The following is a 19,447-nucleotide window of genomic DNA, read 5'->3' as shown; positions in this document are numbered from 1 at the left end:
CGATGGGTTCGACGGTAGGGCTGAGAATCGATGCGCGTCCAACTCCGATTTGGCATCCACTGATACCGGAAGAGCATCAATGTTCACCTTCACGCAATTGAGCAGCTTCATAGCCGTGGCCGACGAACTGCACTTCGGTCGCGCCGCCGAACGGCTCCAGCTGACCCAACCCCCGCTGAGCAGGCACATCCAGCAGCTGGAGCGGGAACTGGACACGCGGCTGATCGACCGCGGAAGCCGCACCGTGCGGCTCACCCCGGCCGGGGAGAAGTTCCTGCGCGACGCCAGGAACCTGGTGTACGAGGCGGAAAACGCGATCCACTCGGCGCGCCGGGTCAGCACGGGGGTGTCCGGGTCGATACGGATCGGGTTCACGGCGACCTCGGCCTACGAGGTGCTCGGCGGTCTGGTGGAGACGGCGCAGGAGCACCTGCCGCACGTCGACATACAGCTGCGGGAGCTGGTCACCCGCGACCAGCTGAAGCTGCTGGCGGAGGGCTCACTCGACCTGGGGCTCATCCGCCCCCCGGTGTCGGATCCCGCGCTGAGCTCGAAGCGGCTGCTGGCGGAGCGACTGCTCGTGGCGCTGCCGATGCGGCACCCGCTGGCAGTGCGCACCTCGGAACCGCTCGCGCTCACCGAGCTGGCCGAGCGGGACCTGGTGATGTACTCCCCGACGGAGGCCCGCTACTTCCACGAGCTGCTGGTCGGCATGTTCCGGGAGGCCGGGGTCGCCCCGCGGTACCGGCAGTACGTGAGCCAGATCCACACGATGCTGGCCCTGGTCGAAGTGGAGCTGGGCGCAGCGCTGGTGCCCGCCGCGGCCACTCGCCTGGGAATGTCCGGAGTCGTCTTCCGCGAGGTCCGGCTGCCGGTCCCCGAGCCGGTCGAACTGCACGCGGCCTGGCGGACCAGCAACGACAATCCCGCGCTGGAGGCACTGCTCACCCACCTGGGGGGTTGAGGAAGTCCTGGGAAAGGTCCGCGCAGCCGAGCCGCCGCACGGGCCGGAGCGGTGCGGGACAACGCACCGCCCCGGCCTCCCCGGAAACGAGAAGGCGCCGGACACGCTCGTGCGTGCCCGGCGCCGAAGTGATCGCGCCCGGAAGCCCCGTCCCGGACGGACCGGTCACGCGGAGTGCAGCTTGCCGTCCACCCGGCGCGGGATCCCGAGCGGATTGTCGTCGCGCAACGCCTCCGGAAGCACCGCCGCGGGAGCGTTCTGGAACGAGACGGGCCGCAGGAAGCGTTCCACGGCGGCCGTGCCCACCGAGGTGTGCGTCGGAGCGGTGGTGGCCGGATACGGACCGCCGTGCTGCATCGCGTAGCTGACGCTCACGCCGGTCGGCCAGCCGTTCCACACCAGACGCCCGGCCCTGCTGCGCAGGGTCTCGAACAGCGACTCGACGACCTTCTCGTTCTCCGCGCCCTGGACGGTGGCCGTCAGCTCCCCGGAGAAGGCCGCGGCGGCCTCGAGCAGCTGGTCGGTGTCCGAGTAGCCCACGAGCAGGGAAACCGGGCCGAAGCACTCCCCCATCAGCTCATCGGGGTTCGCCAGCAGCTCCTCGGCCGTGGTGCTCAGCAGCGTCGGGGTCACCCCGTCCTCGGAGTGACCGCCGGTGACCAGCTCCCGGACCGCCGAGTGCTCCCGCAGCGAGTTCAGGCTCTCGCTGAAGGCGTTGGCGATCCCCGAACTGAGCATCGGTGCCGCGCCGCGCTGCCGCACCTCGGGAACCAGGGTTTCCTCGAACTCCCGCAGCGCCTGCTGGGGAACGAACAGCAGTCCCGGCTTGGTGCAGAACTGGCCCACGCCCAGCGTGTAGGAGTCGAGATAACCGCGCGCTATCTCGCCGCCGCGCTGCTCGGCGGCCTCCGGGGTGACGAACGCCGGGTTCACGCTGCCCATCTCGGCGTAGAAGGGGATGGGCTCGTCCCTGGAGCAGGCCAGGTCGAACAGTGCCCGGCCTCCGCTGTTCGAGCCGGTGAAGGCGCCCGCCTTGACGCGCCCGTCGAGCACCGCGGCCTGGCTGTTCTCCGTGCCCTCGATGAGGGCGAAGGTGCCTTCCGGAGCGCCCGCTTCCCGCAGTGCGGTGGTCACGAGCTCGGCGGTGCGCCGGGACAGCTCCGGGTGCCCCGGGTGCGCCTTGACCACGACCGGGCAGCCCGCCGCCAGGGCCGAGGCGGTGTCGCCCCCGGCCACGCTGAAGGCGAAGGGGAAGTTGCTGGCCGCGAACACCAGGACCGGACCCAGCGGCAGGGAAACGCGCCGCATGTCGGGGCGCGCCCCCGTCGGCCAGTCCGGGGCGGGAGAGTCGAGCGTGGCCCCCAGGTGGGAGCCCTCCTCGACGACGTCGCCGAACAGCCGCAGCTGGAAGGTCGTCCGGACCAGCTCACCACGCAGCCTGCCCTCCGGCAGGCCGCTCTCCCGCTGGGCCAGCGGCACGAGTTCCTCGGTGGCCCCTTCCAGCGCGTCGGCGACACCGCGCAGCATCCCGGCCAGTTCACCCGGCCGAGCGCTCTCCAGCTTCTCGGAGGCCGCTTTCGCGCTGTCGAGGACGGTTTCGAGCTCCGCGGTCGGGGCCGGGGTCGAACGTGTCGATGTCATGGAGTTGCGCAACCTCCTCGGTTCGTTCGTTGTCGTCGGGCGGTTCCTCGCCGAAAGCTCGGGGAGGTTTCGCGCGAAACCTCCGTCCGGGGATCCGCGGGGACCTCCTCGCGGGCGGTTCGTGCACGGAGCCCCCGCACGGACAGGAGATCACGACACCGTCACGGCGGGAAGCACTTCGGACACCGCCGGATCCCCTCGAAGTCGGCGAGCTCCCGACGAGGACTTCTCGCTGGTGCTCGCTCAGGGGCACAGCAACGTCTTCACATCCCGTCCGCGGTTGTCTCCCAGGTCCCGGAGCGCTCTCTCGGCATCGCCGAGATCGAGCTCCCTGGTGATGATCAACGCCGGGTCGAGGGCACCGCTGGTGAAGCTCGCCACCGCGTGCCCCCACGCCCGGGAGGGAGCACCGAACACGGTGTGCACCGTGATCTGGGACAGGACCAGGTGGGCCGGATCGGGCGGCGCTGAGTCCGCCGCGGCCACCCCGGTGAGCACGACGCGCCCACCGGGGCGGGCCAGGCGCGTGGCCAGGTCCGCCGTTCCCGACGCTCCGGCGGCCTCGACGACGGCGTCGTAGCCCCCGAACCTGCTCTTGGCGTCCTCGGGCGAGCAGACCCTGCCCGCACCGCACGCCTCCGCGATCTCCGCGCGGGCCTCGTTCGGTTCCACCAGGGTCAGCTCCGCGGGCGAGGTCGAGGCGATGAGCTGCGTCGCGAGCAGCCCGAGGCTTCCGCCCCCGACGACGGCCACCCGCTCCCCCGGCACAGCCGCGAGTTTGAGGGTGGCCGCCGCGGCGCAGGCCGCCGGCTCCAGGGCCGCCGCGCTGCGTGCGTCCGCGTCGTCGGGAAGCACGTGCAGCAGCCGCGCGGGCAGGGTCAGGTAGGTGGCCCACCCACCCGGACTGGTGAACCCGGTCTCGTCGTACTGGTCGGCGCAGAGGTTGTTGTCCCCGCGCCTGCACGCCGGGCACACACCGCACCCGCGGAAGCCCTCGCCCACGACGAGGCGACCGCTCAGGCCCTCGTCCACCTCGGATCCGACGGCCACGACCCGCCCCGACCACTCGTGCCCGGGAACCACCGGGTAGCGCACGAACTCGGGGGGCCTGCCTCCGGTGAACACCTCCCGGTCCGATCCGCAGATCCCGCTGCGGACGACCTCGACCATGGCCTCGCGCGGGCCGGGGGGTGTGGGCTCGCCGGGAACGACCCGCAGGCTTCCCGGCCGCTCGATCCGCACCTCGCGGGCGGAATCGCTCATGAGGCCTTCTCCTTCGTCCCGCGGAAGTGCCAGTCCTCGGCGTAGAGGTCGAACCGGGCTCCGCTGGCCGGGTGCTCGCGCACGAAGTCCACGTCGAGCTCCACCCCGAGCCCGGGGGCGGTGGGCAGCTCGAAGTAGCCGTCCTCGACCTCGGGCAGTCCGGGTGCCGCCTGCTTCACGTGCGCGTCCGCGAAGTCGTTGAAGTGCTCCTGGATTTTGAAGTTCTCGGTCACCGCGGCGAGGTGCAGGTTGGCGGCCGTGAGCACCGGCCCGCCCACGTTGTGCGGGGCGACCAGCACGTAGTGGGTCTCCGCGGTCGCGGCCACCTTGCGGGCCTCCGAGATGCCGCCGAAGTGCCCGATGTCGGGCTGGATGATGTCGGCCGCCTGCCTGGAGAACAGCTCCCGGAACTCGAAGCGGTCGTGGATGCGCTCCCCGGTCGCGACAGCCAGCGGGGTCGCCGCGGAGACCTTGCTCAGCGCCTCGATGTTCTCCGGCGGCACCGGCTCCTCGATCCAGCTGGGCGAGAACCGGGCCAGCTCACCGGCGATCCGGGTCGCTTCCGCCGGGGTGAACCGCCCGTGCATCTCGATGAGGACCTCGACGTCGGGGCCCACCGCGTCCCGCACGGCTTCCACCAGCTCGACCGAGCGGCGCGACTCCTCGAGCTCCAGCTCCCAGCGCCCCGGGCCGAACGGGTCGAACTTCAGCGCCCGGTACCCGCTGTCCACCACCGCGCGGGCCGCCTCGTGGAACTGCTCCGGAGTGCGCTCCACCGTGTACCAGCCGTTGGCGTAGGCCTTGACCCGGTCCCGGACGTTGCCGCCGAGCAGTCGCCAGACCGGTTCGCCCAGCGCCTTGCCGACGATGTCCCAGCACGCCATCTCCACGCAGGCGATGCCGGACATCACGACCTCGCCCGCGCGGCCGTAGTCACCGCGCTTCATCCGCCACACCAGGGATTCGATGTTGAACGGGTCGGCGCCGACGACGTGGTTGCGCGCGGCCTCGTTGAGGTAGCCGAGCAGCGCCTCGGTGTGCCCCAGCATCCGCGTCTCGCCCACCCCGACGAAGCCGTCGTCGGTGTGCAGGCGGACGTAGGTCATGTCCCTCCAGGGAGTCCCGAGGACCAGGGGTTCGACCTTCGTGATTTTCACCTGAGATCACTCGCCTTCTCGCTCGTCGCGGACTCACCGCGCGGGACGGCGAGTCCTGGGGCAGGCAGTTCCGAGGTCGTGGCCTCCGGCATGTAGCGGTGCAACATGTCCAGGCCGATGCGGGCACGACGCACGCGTTCCCGACCGAGCGCGACGGCCGTGGGGGTCAGGTGGCCACCGCTGGGATAGATGTCGGGGGCGTTGCGCAGCCCGAACTTGACGTAGACGGGTGCGGCGACCCGGACTATCTCGGCTATCTCGTAGTGCCGGACGAATCCGCCCAGGTCGTCCGGGGACTCGATGTAGATGTCGAGCGGCAGGTCGGTGGCCGCGCGTATGGAGGCCAGCTGACCGATGGAGAGGTCCGTCGGCACGTTGTAGGTGTCGGCGCCGAGCCTCTCCGCGATCGCGATGGAAACCGGATTGGACAGAGCCATTTGGACACTGCACTTGAAGCACATGTCCGCGGGCAACGTCCCGTCCTCGCGCATCCGCGCCGCGATCGAGAGCACCCCGAGGTCCGTGATCAGCACGCTGCGCACACCGGCGTCGGCGGCTCGGCGCACGTCCTCCAGCACGTGGGCGAGTTGATCGGTGCCGCGGGCCTGGGCCGCTATGGAAGCACCGACCCGGGATCCCACCATCGCTCCGGTGTGCCATCCCGCCTGCGGACGGGCGAACAGGCTCAGCTCCGCGTGGTTCCGCCCCGCCGTGGCGGCCATCTCGGCGAGCTCGGTGTCCGTGAGCATCATGGCCCCGCTGCCCTGGGAAATGCGGTGCACGGGGACGTCCCGTTCCGCGGCTTCGGACAGGACGGCGTCGAGCACCTCGGGCCCCTCGGTGCTCGGGATCTCCACGCGATACTGCGCCCCGTCGGGGAAACGCCGGGAGCTCGCAGGGGGTTCTTCGGCGTCCTCGGCGGGCAACCCCTGGGATCGCAAGAACGTTCGTGCTTCCAACACCCACTCCGTTCGAAATATCGGACGTTGTTCGACAACGTAGCCGCACATGCCTCACCAGGTCAATAGGCGAGTCCTTCGAACCGCGTCTTCCGATTTCCGGTAAACTGTTCGAAATACCGGTCACGTGTCGGCCAAGGACCAGCTCACGGATCCGGCCCGATCGGAGCTCATCCGTCGAAGAACCGAGGGGGCGACCGCTGTGGCACGAGCAGTACCCGCTTTGCAGCGGGCTTTCGACATACTGGAACTGTTCCTGGACGAAGCGGAACTGAGCGCCCCGGAGATCACCACCAGGCTGAATCTCCCCCGCACGACGGTGCACGAGCTGCTCGGAACGCTCGTGGAGCGCGGGTACCTCACCCACGCGGGCAGCAGCGGTTCCAGGTACAGGCTGGGAGTCCGGAGTTTCCAGCTGGGCTCCGCCTACGCCGACCGGCTGGACCTCGCCCGCGAGGGACAGCTCGCCGCCGAGGAGACCTCGCGGGAGTGCAACGAGACCGTGCACATCGGGATCCGCGAGGGGACCGAGGTGCTCTACATCGCCAAGGTGGACAGCAGGCACCCGGTGCGCATGGTATCGGCCGTGGGAAGGCGTCTTCCCGCCCACTGCACGGCGGTGGGCAAGGCCCTGCTGGCACCGCTTTCCGCGGACAAGCTCGACGAGCTCTACGGCTCGAGCACGCTGTCGCCGATGACCGCCAACAGCATCACCGACTACCGGAGTCTGCTCGCCGAGCTCGCCGAGGTCCGCGAACGTTCCGGACGCGCCCGGGAGCACTGCGAGTCCAATGATTCGGTCGCCTGCGTCGCGGCGCCCGTGTACGACCACTCGGCCGAGGTGGTGGCCGCCATGAGCATCGCGGTTCCCATCCTCAGGTGGGACGAGGAAGTCGAGCGGGGACTCACCGAGACGGTGATGCGCGGCGCCGCCAACCTCTCCGAGAGGTTGGGGCACCGCGCGGGATGACGCAGAGCCCCGCCGCGGTCGACGGGCCGCTCGGGGAGCTTCTCCCGGACCTCACCGCAGGCGCTTACGAGCCTGAGCAGCCCGACCGCCCGCGGGGTCTCAGTCGAGTGCCCGGCGAGGACAGCCTCGACGTTGTGTAGGTGCCTACCCGATGTCGAGGTGCCCGAAGCAAGACCCCGCGAGAGGCACCACCGCGCAACCACCTACGACAAGCCAGTCCCCGAAAAGCCTCACCCCAACGAAAGCGCTGTGAGCCCGAGCAGTCGGCACCGCCGCGGGTTCTCTCGTGGTGCTCTCGCGAGGACGGCCCCGACGTTGTGTAGGCCGCTACCCGATGTCGGGGCACCCGCAGCGAGAGCCCGCGAGAGGTTCCGCCACCCGCACCGCCAAGCAATAGGCACCGCCGACCTGAGGAAAGATCAGTCCTCCTCTGCGGGAACCTCCGGCGCCTCGAGCGGACGCAACTTGACCCAGAGCAGAAAGAGCCCACCGAGCACCAGCATCGACAGCCCGGTCCACAGGTTGATGTTGATGCCCTGGGCCTTGGCCAGCCCCTCCTTCGTGGGGAATATGCCGGCGAACCCCACCAGCACGCCGTACACGACGAAGAGCCCGCCGATGATCGTCCGGATGTCGAACAGCTTCGTCGACGCGGACGAGTTCCCGGTTTCGCGCCGGTCCTCTCCGGAATCCGTTTGCTCGGACAACGGTTACCTCCAAACTTGGAACTCCGACACGCGGCCGGGTGAGCAGCACCCGGCCGCGCCGAACTCGCGACGAAACCTCACAGGGAGAACGGGATGTAGCACAACACCGCGAGCACGATCGCTCCCCAACCGAGCAGGGCCGGTTTGCGATACCAGGCGTCGTCGCCCTTCTGCAGTTCGCCCCGCGTGTTGGCATCGGCCTTCGTGTAGACCAGTCCGACCAGTTCCTCGGCCGGCTTCGGCCGGGTCGCCAGGGCGATGGGCACGCTCACCGCGACGTCGACCGCGAAGGCGATGATCGAGGAGGTCATGTTGACCGCCTGATCACTGCCCATCTCCACGATTCCCGCGCGGTAGAGGCTGTAGAAACCGACCGGAGCCAGCGTTCCGAGCAGCAGACCCCAGAAACCGGCCTGGGCGGTCATCCGCTTCCAGAACAGGGCGAGGATGAAGGTGGCGAACAGCGGGACGTTGAAGAAGGAGAACAACGTCTGCATGTAGTTCATGATGTTGCTGAACGAGGCCGCGATGAACGCCGTCCCGATCCCGATCAGCACGCCCACCGCGGTGACGACGCGGCCTATCATCAGATAGTGCGCGTCCGACATCGCCGGCTTGATGTAGGCCTGCCAGATGTCGGTGGTGAAAACCGTGTTGAAACTGGACACGTTGGCCGCCATCCCCGCCATGAAGGAGGCCATCAGCCCGGTCACGGCCAATCCGAGAACACCGTTCGGCAACAGCTCCGCCATGAGCAGCGGTATCGCTGAATTGTAGTCGTACCCACTTCCGGGCTGACCGATGTTCGGCTGCACGAGCAGCGCGATCACGCCGGGAAGCACCACGATCAGCGGGATGAACATCTTGGGGAAGGCCGCGATCAACGGGGTGCGCCGCGCGGCGGAGAGGTTCTTCGCCGAGAGGGACCGCTGGACCTCGGCGAAATTCGTCGTCCAGTAGCCGAACGAGATGGCGAAACCGAGTCCCAGGGTGATGGTCAGCCAGTTGGCCCCCAGGGGATTGTCCTGGCCGAATCCGGTGCCGCCCCAGGCGCTCAGGAACTGCGCCCCTTCCGAGGCGGTCACCTTGTCCAGCAGACCTCCGACACCGCCGACGCGGACCAGCCCGAGCACGGTGAGCGGCACCAGTGCCGCGACGATGACGAAGAACTGCAGCACCTCGTTGTAAATGGCCGAGGTGAGCCCTCCGATGACGATGTAGGCGAGCACGAAGAGCCCCGCCACCATGATCGAGAGCGGAATCGGCCAGCCGAGCAGGGCCTGCAGCACGATGGCCAGGGCGTAGAGGTTCACACCCGCTATGAGCACCGAGGCCACCGCGAAGAGTATCGCGCTCAGCAGGTGCGAGGAACGACTGAACCGCAGTAGCAGGAATTCGGGAACACTGCGCACCTTGGAGTTGTAGTAGAACGGCATCATCACCAGGCCGAGGAAGACCATGGCGGGGATGGCGCCGATCAGGTACCAGTGAATGGTGTAGGCACCGTACTGTGCCCCGTTCGCGGCCATTCCGAGTATCTCGGTCGCCCCCAGATTCGCCGAAACGAACGCGAGTCCGGTGACCCACGCGGGCAACGAGCGCCCGGACAGGAAAAAGTCCAGCGTGGAGTGCACGCTTCGTTTTGCGGCAAACGCGATCCCGATAACGACCGCGAAATAGATGACAAGAATGAGGCTGTCCATCCAGTTCAACGACAGCCGTAGCCCATCGGCCAGAGTGTGCATCGTCGTCCGATCCTGTCGCCGTCCGCGAGTTGGCTCTCCAATCGCATGTTCGGTATGCCGAACGTTGTTCGAACAACCTACGACACGATCGGGTGACGGTCAACACATGATCGGTGCTCGACTTCCCGAGTGACACCCCGTGTTCCGCTCGCCGGAAATCGGAGGTCACTCGGCATTCGAGAGGCAAAGCACGGGCGACACGGTCAACTACTCAACGAATTCACCACGTCCCGACCGACTCGTTCAACTCGGGGAGCCCCTCGACCGGCTAGTTTGCCGTCATGTCCATCGAATTCAGCGCCGTCGGCATGGTCGCCGACGACATGGCGCAAACGCTGGCCTTCTACCGGCGGCTCGGTTTGGACCTGCCCGCCTCCGCCGACGCGGAGGCCCACGTGGAGGCCGCCCTGCCCACGGGAGTTCGACTCATGTGGGACAGGGCGGACGCGGTGTGGACGACCGAGCCCGATCAGGAACCGTCCTCCGACAGGCACCGCATCGCCCTGGCCTTCGACTGCGGTTCGCCGGAGGGCGTCGACAGCACGTACGCGGAGCTCACCGCGGCGGGCCACCGGGGACACCACGCTCCCTGGGACGCACCGTGGGGACAGCGCTACTCGACCGTGCTCGACCCCGATGGCAACCACGTCGACCTGTTCGCCAACCTGCCGGACCGAACGGACGGCTGAAACTCACCCGGCGGTTCGACGGGGCGGACCGGACGAGCCCTGCCCGTCCGGTGAGACGTTCCCGACGGCCCCGCGTGGGGACGGCCGTGAACCGAGGGGCGGAGCGGTTCCGCCCCTCCGGCGGGATCAACCGGTCACTTCCACGGAAGCGTTCCGCCGGGGACGGGAGCGTTCGGATCGTACGGAGCCCTGGTGAACACGAAGGTGTTCAGATCGATGTGGGCGGGGGTCCCGTCCGCGGAACGGACGACGCGCAGCGGCTCCCCGCGGTGGTAACCGTCCAGGCCGATCCAGGTCTCCTCCCCCGCGTAGCGGAACCTCGAGGTCCTGCCCGGCCCCTTCCAGGCCGACAGCTGGAGCAGCCCGTCCGGCAGCACCCGCATCAGGTGCGGAATCGGTCCCCAGTACCACAGCCCGGTCAGCGCCAGCGTCTCCTCCGAGACCTCTGTGCTCGGATGCCACTCCGGTGGGATGCGCGGTTCGTGCTCGGCGAGCACGTCCAGCAGATCGGTGGCCAACGCCCCAACCCCGGAGGTGGTGTTGGCCAGGAAGACCACCCCGGTCGCCTCCTCCGGATCGGCCAGTACGTTCGCGAGGAACCCCGGCATCGACCCGCCGTGCCCGACAAGCCTGCGCCCCCGGTGGCGCGCCAGCTGCAGACCGAGTCCGAACCCCCGGCTCCACTCGGCACCGTCGTCCACGCTGGCCGGTTGGCGCATCTCGGCCAGCGTGTCGGGGTGCAGCACCTCACCGGTCTCGCCCATGAGGAAGCGCAGCCAGCGGACCATGTCATCCACAGTGGACCAAAGTTGTCCGGCGGGGGCCATCGCCGCCGCGTCCTCGGCCGGCTCCGGCTGAAGCACGTCGGCCCACGGGTGCACGGCCAGTCCTGGAGCGTAGGGCTCCACCGGCTCCATCGTCGTGCGCCGCATGCCGAGCGGATCGAGGATCTCCCCGCGAAGCGCGGTGGCGAAGTCCTCACCGCGCAGCCGCGCGACGAGCTCGCCCAACAGCCCGAACGCCGTGTTGGAGTAGTGCAGGACGTGCCTGGGTTCCTCGCGCAGCTGCGCATCGTCCACCGAGGCGACGAACCTCTCCGGGGTGTCGCCGGGAACGCGCTCCCACCACTGCCCCGCCGGTTCGGAGCTCAACCCGCTGTTGTGCGCCAGCAGCTGCCAGATCGGGCGATCGTCCACAACGGTTCCCGGGACGTGGTCGCCGAAGCGATCGGACAGCTCCAACCGCCCCTCGTCGCGCAGGCGCAGCACCAGCACGGCCACGAACGTCTTGGTGATGGAACCGATGCGGTACTGCGTGTTCGCCGTGGGCGGTTCGGTGCGCACCGATCCCCGGCCGTCCACCCAGAGGGTCTCACCGTCGCGGACCAGCCCGGCGATCAACGAGGGAACACGGTTCTGGGACTGCTCGACGGCCAGTCGCCGCAACAGGGCGCGTCGAGTCGTGGGCAGCAGTTCGCTCGGCATGAGGACATGCTTCCGCGCGGGAGCTCCCGTTCGCAAGTTCACCCGCGGCACCGACCCGTAAAGTGTGCCACTCGACTCCCCGAAGCGCGACGCCTTTCCGCTCCGCTCGGCGAAACTCGGACGGACCGCGCTGTGACCGAGAATACACCGGAAGCCGAAATCGCTGCCGAAACGCCTCGCCCGCCCCCTCCACCGGCCTGGACCGAACCACTGGGGACTTGCCAAACCGGGCCGAGCACGCAACCATGCGTGCATCGGTGGTTCACCGGCGGTGACGAGAACGTCCCGCCCGGTGAGGCAAGAGGGAACCCGGTGCGAATCCGGGACTGCCCCGCAGCGGTGAGTGGGAACGAACGCCGTCCCCACGCGGTCGACGAGGATCGCGTTCGGAGCACGGCACTGGACGGGAGAACCGCCCGGGAAGCCGACGGCGAGTAGGAGAACCGGCCGGGCCGGTAGTGCCCACGAGTCCGAAGACCTGCCATCGATGCGCACTCCGGTGCGCGAGTCCGGGGCCTCGCGGGAAGGCCGGCAGGACGGCGGGTCGTACGCTCCCACGCGACCACGACACCTGTGCCACTTTCCTCGAGGCCTCCGGCCAACCATGCCGTCGAGCTCGCGAGGAGAGAGCTTTGACCAGCCAAATCGGATCCACCGTACTCGGCTATCCCCGCATCGGGCCGCGCCGTGAGCTCAAACGGGCGCTGGAGAACTACTGGTCCGGTGAGACCGACCGGGCCCGGCTGCGCGAAACGGCCGGGCAGTTGCGCGCGCGAACCTGGCGGAGGCTGCACGAGGCCGGACTCGGATCCGTCCCGAGCAACACGTTCTCCTACTACGACCAGGTGCTGGACACCGCCGTGACGCTCGGGGCGGTTCCCGAGCGCTACCGCGATCTCGGTCGCGACCCGCTGGACACCTACTTCGCGATGGCCCGCGGAGCGGAGTCCACACCTCCGCTGGAGATGACGAAGTGGTTCGACACCAACTACCACTACCTCGTACCCGAGATCGGCCCGGACACCCGGTTCGGCCTCTCCGACCGCACCCCGGTCGAGCGGTTCCGGGAGGCCCGTGAACTGGGAATCACCACCCGGCCGGTGCTCATCGGGCCGTTGACGTTCCTGCTGCTGGCCAAGAGCACCGCGGAGGCCCCCGCCTCCTTCTCCCCCGCGGATCGGCTGGACGACCTGCTGCCGGTCTACGCCGAACTGCTGGAGGAGCTGCACCGGGCGGGCGCCGAATGGGTGCAGCTGGATGAGCCCGCCTTCGCCGCGGACCGCAGTTCGGCCGAACTGGACAGGCTGCGCACCGCCTACGCGCGGCTGGGCGGACTGTCCACCAGGCCGAAGCTGTTCGTGCCGACCTACTTCGGCGACCCCGGCGAGTCCCTCGGAGTGCTCGCCTCCGCTCCGATCGAGGCCGTCGGGGTGGACCTCGTCGCGGGTTCGACCACGCCCGACGTGCTTTCCGGCCTGACCGGACTGCGGAACAAGACGCTGGTCGCCGGGCTCGTCGACGGTCGCAACATCTGGCGCTGCGACCTCGACGAGGCCCTCTCCACCGCGGCCACCCTGCTCGGCGTCGCCGGTGAGGTCTCGATCGGGACCTCCTGCTCGCTGCTGCACGTCCCCCACGACGTCTCGGCCGAACGCGAGATCGACCCGCAGGTCAAGTCGTGGTTGGCCTTCGCCGAGCAGAAGGTCGAGGAGGTCGTGCTGCTCGACCGCGCGCTGCACGAGGGCCGTCACGTCGTTCGCGAGCAGCTCGACAGGGGGCGTGCCGCGGTCGAGGACCGCCGGGCCGCGGCCAGGTCGCGCGACGAGCGGGTGCGCTCGCGCACCTCGGAGCTGCGTCCCGAGCACGCGCGGCGTGGCGACCCCGCGAAGCGGCGTGCGGAGCAGCAGCGGGCGCTCGACCTGCCGCCGCTGCCGACCACCACGATCGGTTCCTTCCCGCAGACCTCCGAGGTGCGCGGGGCACGCGCGCGGTTCCACAACGGCCGGATCGACCGGGCCACCTACGAGTCCGCGATGACCGGCGAGATCCGCCGTGTGATCGACCTGCAGGAGGAGCTCGGGCTCGACGTGCTCGTGCACGGCGAACCCGAGCGCAACGACATGGTTCAGTACTTCGCCGAGCACTTGGAGGGCTTCGTCAGCACCGAGAACGGCTGGGTGCAGTCCTACGGTTCGCGGTGCGTGCGGCCGCCGATCCTGTTCGGCGACGTCTCGCGCCCCGAGCCGATCACCGTCGGGTGGACGGAGACGGCCCGCAGCATGACCGACAAACCGGTGAAGGGCATGCTCACCGGTCCTGTCACCATCCTCGCCTGGTCCTTCGTCCGGAACGACCAGCCGCTGGCCGAGACCGCGAACCAGGTGGCCATGGCCATCCGCGACGAGGTGGTCGACCTCGAGTCGGCTGGTGTCGGCGTGGTGCAGGTGGACGAACCCGCGCTGCGCGAGCTGCTGCCGTTGCGCTCCGAGCAGCACGCGCAGTACCTGGACTGGGCGGTGCGCTCCTTCCGGCTGGCCACCTCGGGGGTCAGCGACTCCACCCAGATCCACACCCACCTGTGCTACTCGGAGTTCGGTGAGGTCATCAACGCGATCGTGGACCTGGACGCGGACGTGACCAGCCTGGAGGCGGCGCGCTCCAGGATGGAGGTGCTGGACGACCTCAACTCGGTCGGTTTCGCCAACGGGGTGGGGCCGGGTGTCCACGACATCCACTCCCCGCGGGTCCCCGAGGTGGACGAGATCGAGAAGCTGCTGCACGCGGCGCTGGAGGCCGTCCCGGCCGAACGCCTCTGGGTCAACCCGGACTGCGGGCTCAAGACCCGCGGCTACGAGGAGGTGAAAGCGGCGCTGGGCAACGTGCGCACCGCTGCGCGGCGGGTGCGTGACTCGCTGAGCACCTGACTCCGCGCTCGACCGACCCCGTGCCCGCTCGGGCTCACGAGCGGGCACGGGGATCGAGCGGAGGGTTGTGCTGATCACGTCGTCGGGGAGTTGGCATGATTGAGCGGATGAACTCCGAGTACGACCGAGTGGACGTTCGCGGTGCGGTCGGCTTCGTTCTGATCGCCTACATCCCGGCGTGGTTGCTGACCCTGCCGCTGTGGCTTTCCGGCGAGGGGCTGAACTCGACCTGGTACCCGCCCCTGTTGATCGCCATGATGTTCATGCCCAGCGTCGCCGCCCTGGTGACGAGCAGGTGGATCAGCCCGAGCAGGCGCGTGCTGCGCGAGATCGGCATCACCCACCCGCGCGGAGTGCGCGGGTGGTGGAAGTACGGCCTGCTCGGTTGGTTCGGCGCGCCGCTGGCGATGATGCTGACGCTGGTCGTCGGATGGGCGTTGACCGTCTACGACGCGCGCTGGCTGGACTTCACGGACCTGCCGGGACAGCTGCAGTTCGCCCTGACCGAGCAGACCCCGGACTCCGCGATCACCAGCCTGCTGCTCCTGCTGGTGAACGTGTTCGTGTTCGGGTGGCTCAACGTCGTTCCCGCCGCAGGCGAGGAACTGGGGTGGCGCGGTTACCTGAACAGGGCGCTGCTTCCGCTGGGACAGCCGGGGGCGTTCCTGGTCACCGGAGTGCTGTGGGGACTGTGGCACGCCCCGCTGCTGCTGCTCGGCTACAACTACCCCGCCGTGCCCAGCGTGGCCGCCTTCCTGCTGATGACCGTCTTCTGCGTGCTGGTCGGCACGCTGCTGGGCTGGCTGCGGCTGGCCTCCGGCAGCGTCTGGCCCGCCGCGATCGCGCACGGCTTCCTCAACGCCGCGGCGCTGCTGCCCACGGTGTTCAACGCACCGGGCGAGCCGGTCTCCAACGTCTCGGTGGGGCTGCTCGGCTGGACCGGCTGGATCGTGCTGGGACTGCTGATCCTGCTGCTGATCGCGCTGCAGAAGCTCCCGGTGCGACTTCCCGCGCGCGAGGTGGACGAGCCGGGGATCAGCCGTGGCGTTCCCCGCTTCCACCACCGCTGATCGAAGCGTTCCGCTCGCCCTTGCCGCAGGTGCTCGCTGGGCGGAACCTTCTCGCGGGCTCTCGCTGCGGCGCGGCCCGACATCGTGTAGGTGGCTACCCGATGTCGGGCCTTCCTCGCGAGAGCACCACGGGAGAGCCCGCGACGGTGCCGACTGCCGGGGTGGCGAGCCGCGGCCGCGCGAGCTTGCTCGGGTGGCGCGTCGAGGGGACCGTCAGTCGCCGCGCACCTTCGGCAGCTGCTTGACCGGCTTGCCCTCGTGGATCTTCTTCATCGCGGGGTAGAAGGTCCGGGCCGGGATCGTCCCGCCGTAGAGGTTGCCCGCCAAGTCCCCGCACTGGTACGGCGGGGCGCTGCCGTTGACGCAGATCCCCTCCGGACTACCGCCGGTGGAGTAGGTCATCACGGCCCCGGCCATCTGCGGGGTGGCCCCGACCAGCACCGCCGAGCGGTAGTTCTGGGTGGTTCCCGTCTTGGCCATCAGCGGGCGGTTCCACCCCGCTTCCTTGGCGGCCGCGTGCGAGGTGCCTCCCGGCTTGTGGTCGTCGCCCAGTCCCTGCGCCAGCCCGTGCGCGGTGTGCGGTGAGACCACCTGCTCGCAGGACTGCCCCTTGAGCCCGACCGGGTCACCGTTGCGATCGGTCATCGAGGTCACCGGAGTGGGCGGACACCACTTTCCGTCGCTGGCGATGGTGGCCATCACGTTGGACAGCTCCAGCACGCTCACCGAGTCCACGCCCAGCGTGAACGAGCCCTTGTCGTGCTGCTTGATCGCCTCCGCGTGGGTCGGCTCGCCTTCCTCCAGCGAGTAGCCGTTCTCGTCCACCTCGGTCATGCTGCGGCGCAGCCCGAGCTTGGTCGCCATGTCCACGGCGTTGTCCAGCCCGACCTTTTCCAGCAGCATCACGAACCCGGTGTTGGGCGAGGTCGCCAGCGCCTCCTGCAGGGTTCTGGAACCCGGACTCACGCCCTCGGCGTTGTGCACCGTCCACGCCTTCCCACCGCCGAACGCGTGGGTGGTGTACTCGGCGGGCACGGGGATCTCGTCGTACGGGCTCATGCCCTGCTGGATGGCGGCGGCCGCGGTGAAGATCTTGAACACCGATCCCGCACCCCAGGGTTGAACCTTGCTGACGATGTCGTAGGCCGTCTGCCCCTCGCTGGCGTCGTTGCCGAAGTCCTTGTTGGCCACCAGCGCGCGAACCTCGTGCTTGTCCTGGCCGGGCTCGACGATCGCCATCGGATTTGCCGCCTCGTCGGAGCGCTTCGGAATCTGCGCCTCTGCCGCCTTCTTGGCCGCCTTGGTCGCCTTCGGGTCCAGCGTGCTGCGGATGGTGTAGCCGCCCTGGTCCAGTTCCTTGTCGCTGAATCCCGCGCGGTTCAGGTAGTCGCGCAGGTAGGTGCAGAAGAAGCCGTTGGTGGCACTGCCCCCGGCGCCGATGCAGCTGCTCGGCGGACGGCCGAGCGGATCCAGCACCCCGAGCGGTTTCTTCTTGGCCCGCTCGGCGTCCTCCTCGGTGATGCGGATCCCGTTGTCGGGGCTGGCCATCCGGTCGATCACCATGTTGCGCCGGTTCTTGGCGTCCTCGGGGTTCACGTTCGGGTTGAGCGCTCCCGGGGCGTTGACCAGCGCGGCCAGCAGCGCCGACTGCGAAACGGTCAGCTTGTCCGGCGTGGTGCCGAAGTAGGTCTGCGCGGCGGCTCCCACCCCGAAGGTCTGGTTGCCGAAGGGCACCACGTTGAGGTAGGAGGTCAGGATCTCCTCCTTGGACATGGTGCGTTCCAGTTCCACCGCGAGTCGCGCCTCGCGCAGCTTGCGCGCGACGGTGGTCTCCTTCGCGTCGTGCCGCTCCATCTTGCTGTCCGCGGCCACGTGCACCAGGTAGTTCTTCACGTACTGCTGGGTCAGGGTGGAGGCGCCCTCCTCCACCGAGCCGCTGCTGACGTTGGTGGCGAGCGCGCGCATGGTGCCCTGCCAGTCGACACCGTTGTGCTCCCAGAACCGCTTGTCCTCGATCGCGGTGATCGCGGACTTCATGGTCTTCGAGATCTTGCCCGGGGGAGTGGGAATCCGGTAGTCGTCGTAGAAGTAGGCGATCGGATCGCCGTTCCTGTCCAACACCTTGGTGGTCAACGGCATTCGCGCCTTTTGGAGCGATTTGGACATTCGCGACATGGCCGAGGTGGTCTCGTTCACCGCCGCCCCGGCGCCGAGAGCCGCGGGCAGCATGAGGCTGGCCACCAGCACCCCGGCGAGTACGCAAAGTCCGAACAGTTTCAACAGCACGCCACCGCGCCGCACGCCAGCCCCAATCACACTCGTGTACACGGAGCAGAGCATCGACATCGGGTTCCGGAACAAACCGCGCCCTCGAAACCGGCGAGGGCCGTGGAACCCACGAGGGATCGTGGCGCCGGGTCGCATCGGGCACCGTCCCGATTCCCCGTCGTCGCTCAGCCACTTTGATATCACATCCCCGCCCGCCACAACTCCGCTGTGCACCCGTTCACGAGCCCGTACGCCGGAGGAACCACCGGCGCGGTGACGCGGCGGTGACCGAAATCACCTCGCAGCGGCGTGGAGCGGGGACGCGGAAAGATCGATTCGCGGAACACGGTGGACGCACGCGCGGATACACTGAGCGAGTCAACACCGTCCGCAGCGGACCGGTTGGGCGGTCAACGACCGGTGCGCGCATCCAGTCGGAGGCAGCATGACCGACCCGTTCCTCGAATCCGTCGCAGCCGCGCTCGCCGGACAGGCGGCCGCGGCACTCGGCAGTGCCGGTTCGGCCGCGCTGACCAAGGTGCGCGAACTGCTGCGCGGAAAGTCCGAAGAGGACCCGGAAACCGCCGCGGCGTTGGAGGCGGCCGATGACCGCCCGGCCGATCACCCGAAGGTAGCCGCGCTGGCGCGCCGCCTGGACCGGCTGGAGTCCGATGACGGCGAGTTCTCCGCGAAGCTCCGCGCGGAGGGCGCCCCGATCCACCAGGAGCTGGCCGGCTCCGGAAACCACGCGGTCAACAACCAGTTCTCCGGAACGGCCAACAACGTCGTGCAGGGCAGCCAGTTCGGCAGGATCGAGTTCAACGGCTGACGCCCCGGACCCACTCCGGGGCGATCCTCGCACCGGTGTCCCCCGGATGCGTCGTTCGGAACAGTTGGTCCGCTGCGAAACCCACCGAGCGAACCGAGCCGACGCGAACCCTCAAACAAGAACTCCCGACCAGAGCGTCACCCCAACGCGAACGCTGTGAGCCCACGCAACCGGCACCGCCGCGGGTTCTCAGTCGAGTGCCCGGCGAGGACGGCCCCGACGTTGTGTAGGTCGCTACCCGATGTCGGGGCACCCGCAGCCGGGCGCCGACTGAGGTTCCGCCACGGAACCACCTACGCCAAGGGGTGGACGGAAAACTTCACTCACTGCGGGAGGCGTTGAGCTCTGCCAGATAACGGTTGTACTCGGCGAGCTGGGGGTCCTCCTCCTCGGTCACCGGAGGCGCCGGGGGTGGGACCGGAGAGCGCCGTGAGCGGGAGCGCTCCGACGTGGAGGAGTCGGTCTCCTCGGGGGCCGCCGATTCCCCGACGGGCTCGGCTTCCTCGTGCGGCTCGGTGCCGTTGAGCGCTCGAACCACCTGGTACCACAGGAACAGGGCGAATCCGCCGAACAGCGGCCACTGCAGGGCGTAGCCGAGGTTCTGGAAGCTGCCGCCCGCCTCGTGGGCGCGCTCCCACTGCCACCAGCCCAACCAGCCAGCGGCCACGACCGCGGCCAGGAAAACCAGGTGCAGCAGCACCCAGCGCGGCGAAACCAGCCTGCCCTTCACACCGCCATTGTAGGACCGGGACGGGATCCCGGCTCAGCCGCTCGGAA

At 69.0% G+C, this 19,447-nt stretch carries 15 protein-coding genes and 1 riboswitch; of the genes, 6 read left to right on the top strand and 9 right to left on the bottom strand.

What is annotated here, in order from left to right:
• The first annotated feature begins 79 nt into the window (after positions 1-79).
• Positions 80-964: a LysR substrate-binding domain-containing protein gene (locus G9Q41_RS16820; RefSeq protein ID WP_092523718.1), complete on the top strand. Its 885-nt coding sequence runs from the start codon at positions 80-82 to the stop codon at positions 962-964.
• Between the two features lie 165 nt (positions 965-1,129).
• Here G9Q41_RS16820 and G9Q41_RS16815 read toward each other — a convergent pair whose 3' ends face one another.
• From G9Q41_RS16815 to G9Q41_RS16800, 4 genes are all read right to left on the bottom strand, one after another.
• Positions 1,130-2,605, bottom strand: a complete 1,476-nt coding sequence (locus G9Q41_RS16815) for an aldehyde dehydrogenase (NADP(+)) (RefSeq protein ID WP_165633489.1) — start codon at positions 2,603-2,605, stop codon at positions 1,130-1,132.
• Positions 2,606-2,848: 243 nt separating this feature from the next.
• On the bottom strand, positions 2,849-3,868 hold the full coding sequence (locus tag G9Q41_RS16810) for an alcohol dehydrogenase catalytic domain-containing protein (protein WP_165633490.1): 1,020 nt from the start codon (positions 3,866-3,868) through the stop codon (positions 2,849-2,851).
• Complete coding sequence (locus G9Q41_RS16805) at positions 3,865-5,025, bottom strand: mandelate racemase/muconate lactonizing enzyme family protein (RefSeq protein ID WP_165633491.1); 1,161 nt, start codon at positions 5,023-5,025, stop codon at positions 3,865-3,867. Before G9Q41_RS16805 ends, G9Q41_RS16810 begins: the two co-directional genes overlap by 4 nt.
• The gene (locus G9Q41_RS16800; protein WP_165633492.1) at positions 5,022-5,987 is read right to left on the bottom strand and encodes a U32 family peptidase; all 966 of its coding nucleotides are present in this window, start codon (positions 5,985-5,987) and stop codon (positions 5,022-5,024) included. The genes G9Q41_RS16805 and G9Q41_RS16800 overlap by 4 nt, the downstream gene beginning before the upstream one ends.
• A gap of 199 nt (positions 5,988-6,186) precedes the next feature.
• Between G9Q41_RS16800 and G9Q41_RS16795 the strand changes: the two genes are divergently transcribed.
• Positions 6,187-6,954, top strand: coding sequence for an IclR family transcriptional regulator (locus G9Q41_RS16795; RefSeq protein WP_165633493.1), 768 nt, complete (start codon positions 6,187-6,189; stop codon positions 6,952-6,954).
• 419 nt (positions 6,955-7,373) lie between these two features.
• Here G9Q41_RS16795 and G9Q41_RS16790 read toward each other — a convergent pair whose 3' ends face one another.
• Positions 7,374-7,661, bottom strand: a complete 288-nt coding sequence (locus G9Q41_RS16790; RefSeq protein ID WP_165633494.1) for a hypothetical protein — start codon at positions 7,659-7,661, stop codon at positions 7,374-7,376.
• A 77-nt stretch (positions 7,662-7,738) separates the two neighbouring features.
• Complete coding sequence (locus G9Q41_RS16785) at positions 7,739-9,406, bottom strand: sodium:solute symporter family protein (protein ID WP_092523728.1); 1,668 nt, start codon at positions 9,404-9,406, stop codon at positions 7,739-7,741.
• A gap of 281 nt (positions 9,407-9,687) precedes the next feature.
• On the opposite strand from G9Q41_RS16785, the gene G9Q41_RS16780 reads away from it, so the two are divergent.
• Entirely contained in the window at positions 9,688-10,095 is a 408-nt protein-coding gene (locus tag G9Q41_RS16780; RefSeq protein ID WP_092523730.1) for a VOC family protein, read from the top strand.
• A gap of 134 nt (positions 10,096-10,229) precedes the next feature.
• On the opposite strand, the gene G9Q41_RS16775 is transcribed toward G9Q41_RS16780, so the two are convergent.
• Positions 10,230-11,579 carry a serine hydrolase domain-containing protein gene (locus G9Q41_RS16775; RefSeq protein WP_092523732.1) on the bottom strand — a complete coding sequence of 450 codons (1,350 nt, stop codon included), beginning with the start codon at positions 11,577-11,579 and terminating at the stop codon, positions 10,230-10,232.
• Positions 11,580-11,820: 241 nt separating this feature from the next.
• Positions 11,821-12,080, top strand: a riboswitch (cobalamin riboswitch).
• A 131-nt stretch (positions 12,081-12,211) separates the two neighbouring features.
• Here G9Q41_RS16775 and metE point away from each other — a divergent pair.
• Both metE and G9Q41_RS16765 read left to right on the top strand, forming a co-directional pair.
• The gene (gene metE / locus G9Q41_RS16770; protein WP_165633495.1) at positions 12,212-14,503 is read left to right on the top strand and encodes a 5-methyltetrahydropteroyltriglutamate--homocysteine S-methyltransferase; all 2,292 of its coding nucleotides are present in this window, start codon (positions 12,212-12,214) and stop codon (positions 14,501-14,503) included.
• A 95-nt stretch (positions 14,504-14,598) separates the two neighbouring features.
• A complete protein-coding gene (locus tag G9Q41_RS16765; RefSeq protein ID WP_242687564.1) occupies positions 14,599-15,573 on the top strand; it encodes a CPBP family intramembrane glutamic endopeptidase in 975 nt (324 codons plus the stop codon).
• Positions 15,574-15,786: 213 nt separating this feature from the next.
• Here G9Q41_RS16765 and G9Q41_RS16760 read toward each other — a convergent pair whose 3' ends face one another.
• Entirely contained in the window at positions 15,787-17,859 is a 2,073-nt protein-coding gene (locus G9Q41_RS16760; protein WP_347567599.1) for a transglycosylase domain-containing protein, read from the bottom strand.
• A 427-nt stretch (positions 17,860-18,286) separates the two neighbouring features.
• Here G9Q41_RS16760 and G9Q41_RS16755 point away from each other — a divergent pair, with 427 nt between their 5' ends.
• On the top strand, positions 18,287-18,670 hold the full coding sequence (locus G9Q41_RS16755) for a hypothetical protein (protein WP_165633497.1): 384 nt from the start codon (positions 18,287-18,289) through the stop codon (positions 18,668-18,670).
• Positions 18,671-18,989: 319 nt separating this feature from the next.
• Here G9Q41_RS16755 and G9Q41_RS16750 read toward each other — a convergent pair whose 3' ends face one another.
• On the bottom strand, positions 18,990-19,400 hold the full coding sequence (locus tag G9Q41_RS16750) for a hypothetical protein (RefSeq protein WP_165633498.1): 411 nt from the start codon (positions 19,398-19,400) through the stop codon (positions 18,990-18,992).
• Positions 19,401-19,447 lie beyond the last annotated feature (47 nt).

Origin of the sequence: Actinopolyspora sp. BKK2 (assembly GCF_011291845.1) — a bacterium.
Classification (GTDB): Bacteria; Actinomycetota; Actinomycetes; order Mycobacteriales; family Pseudonocardiaceae; genus Actinopolyspora; species Actinopolyspora saharensis.
This window is presented reverse-complemented; position numbering and strand designations above follow the sequence as displayed.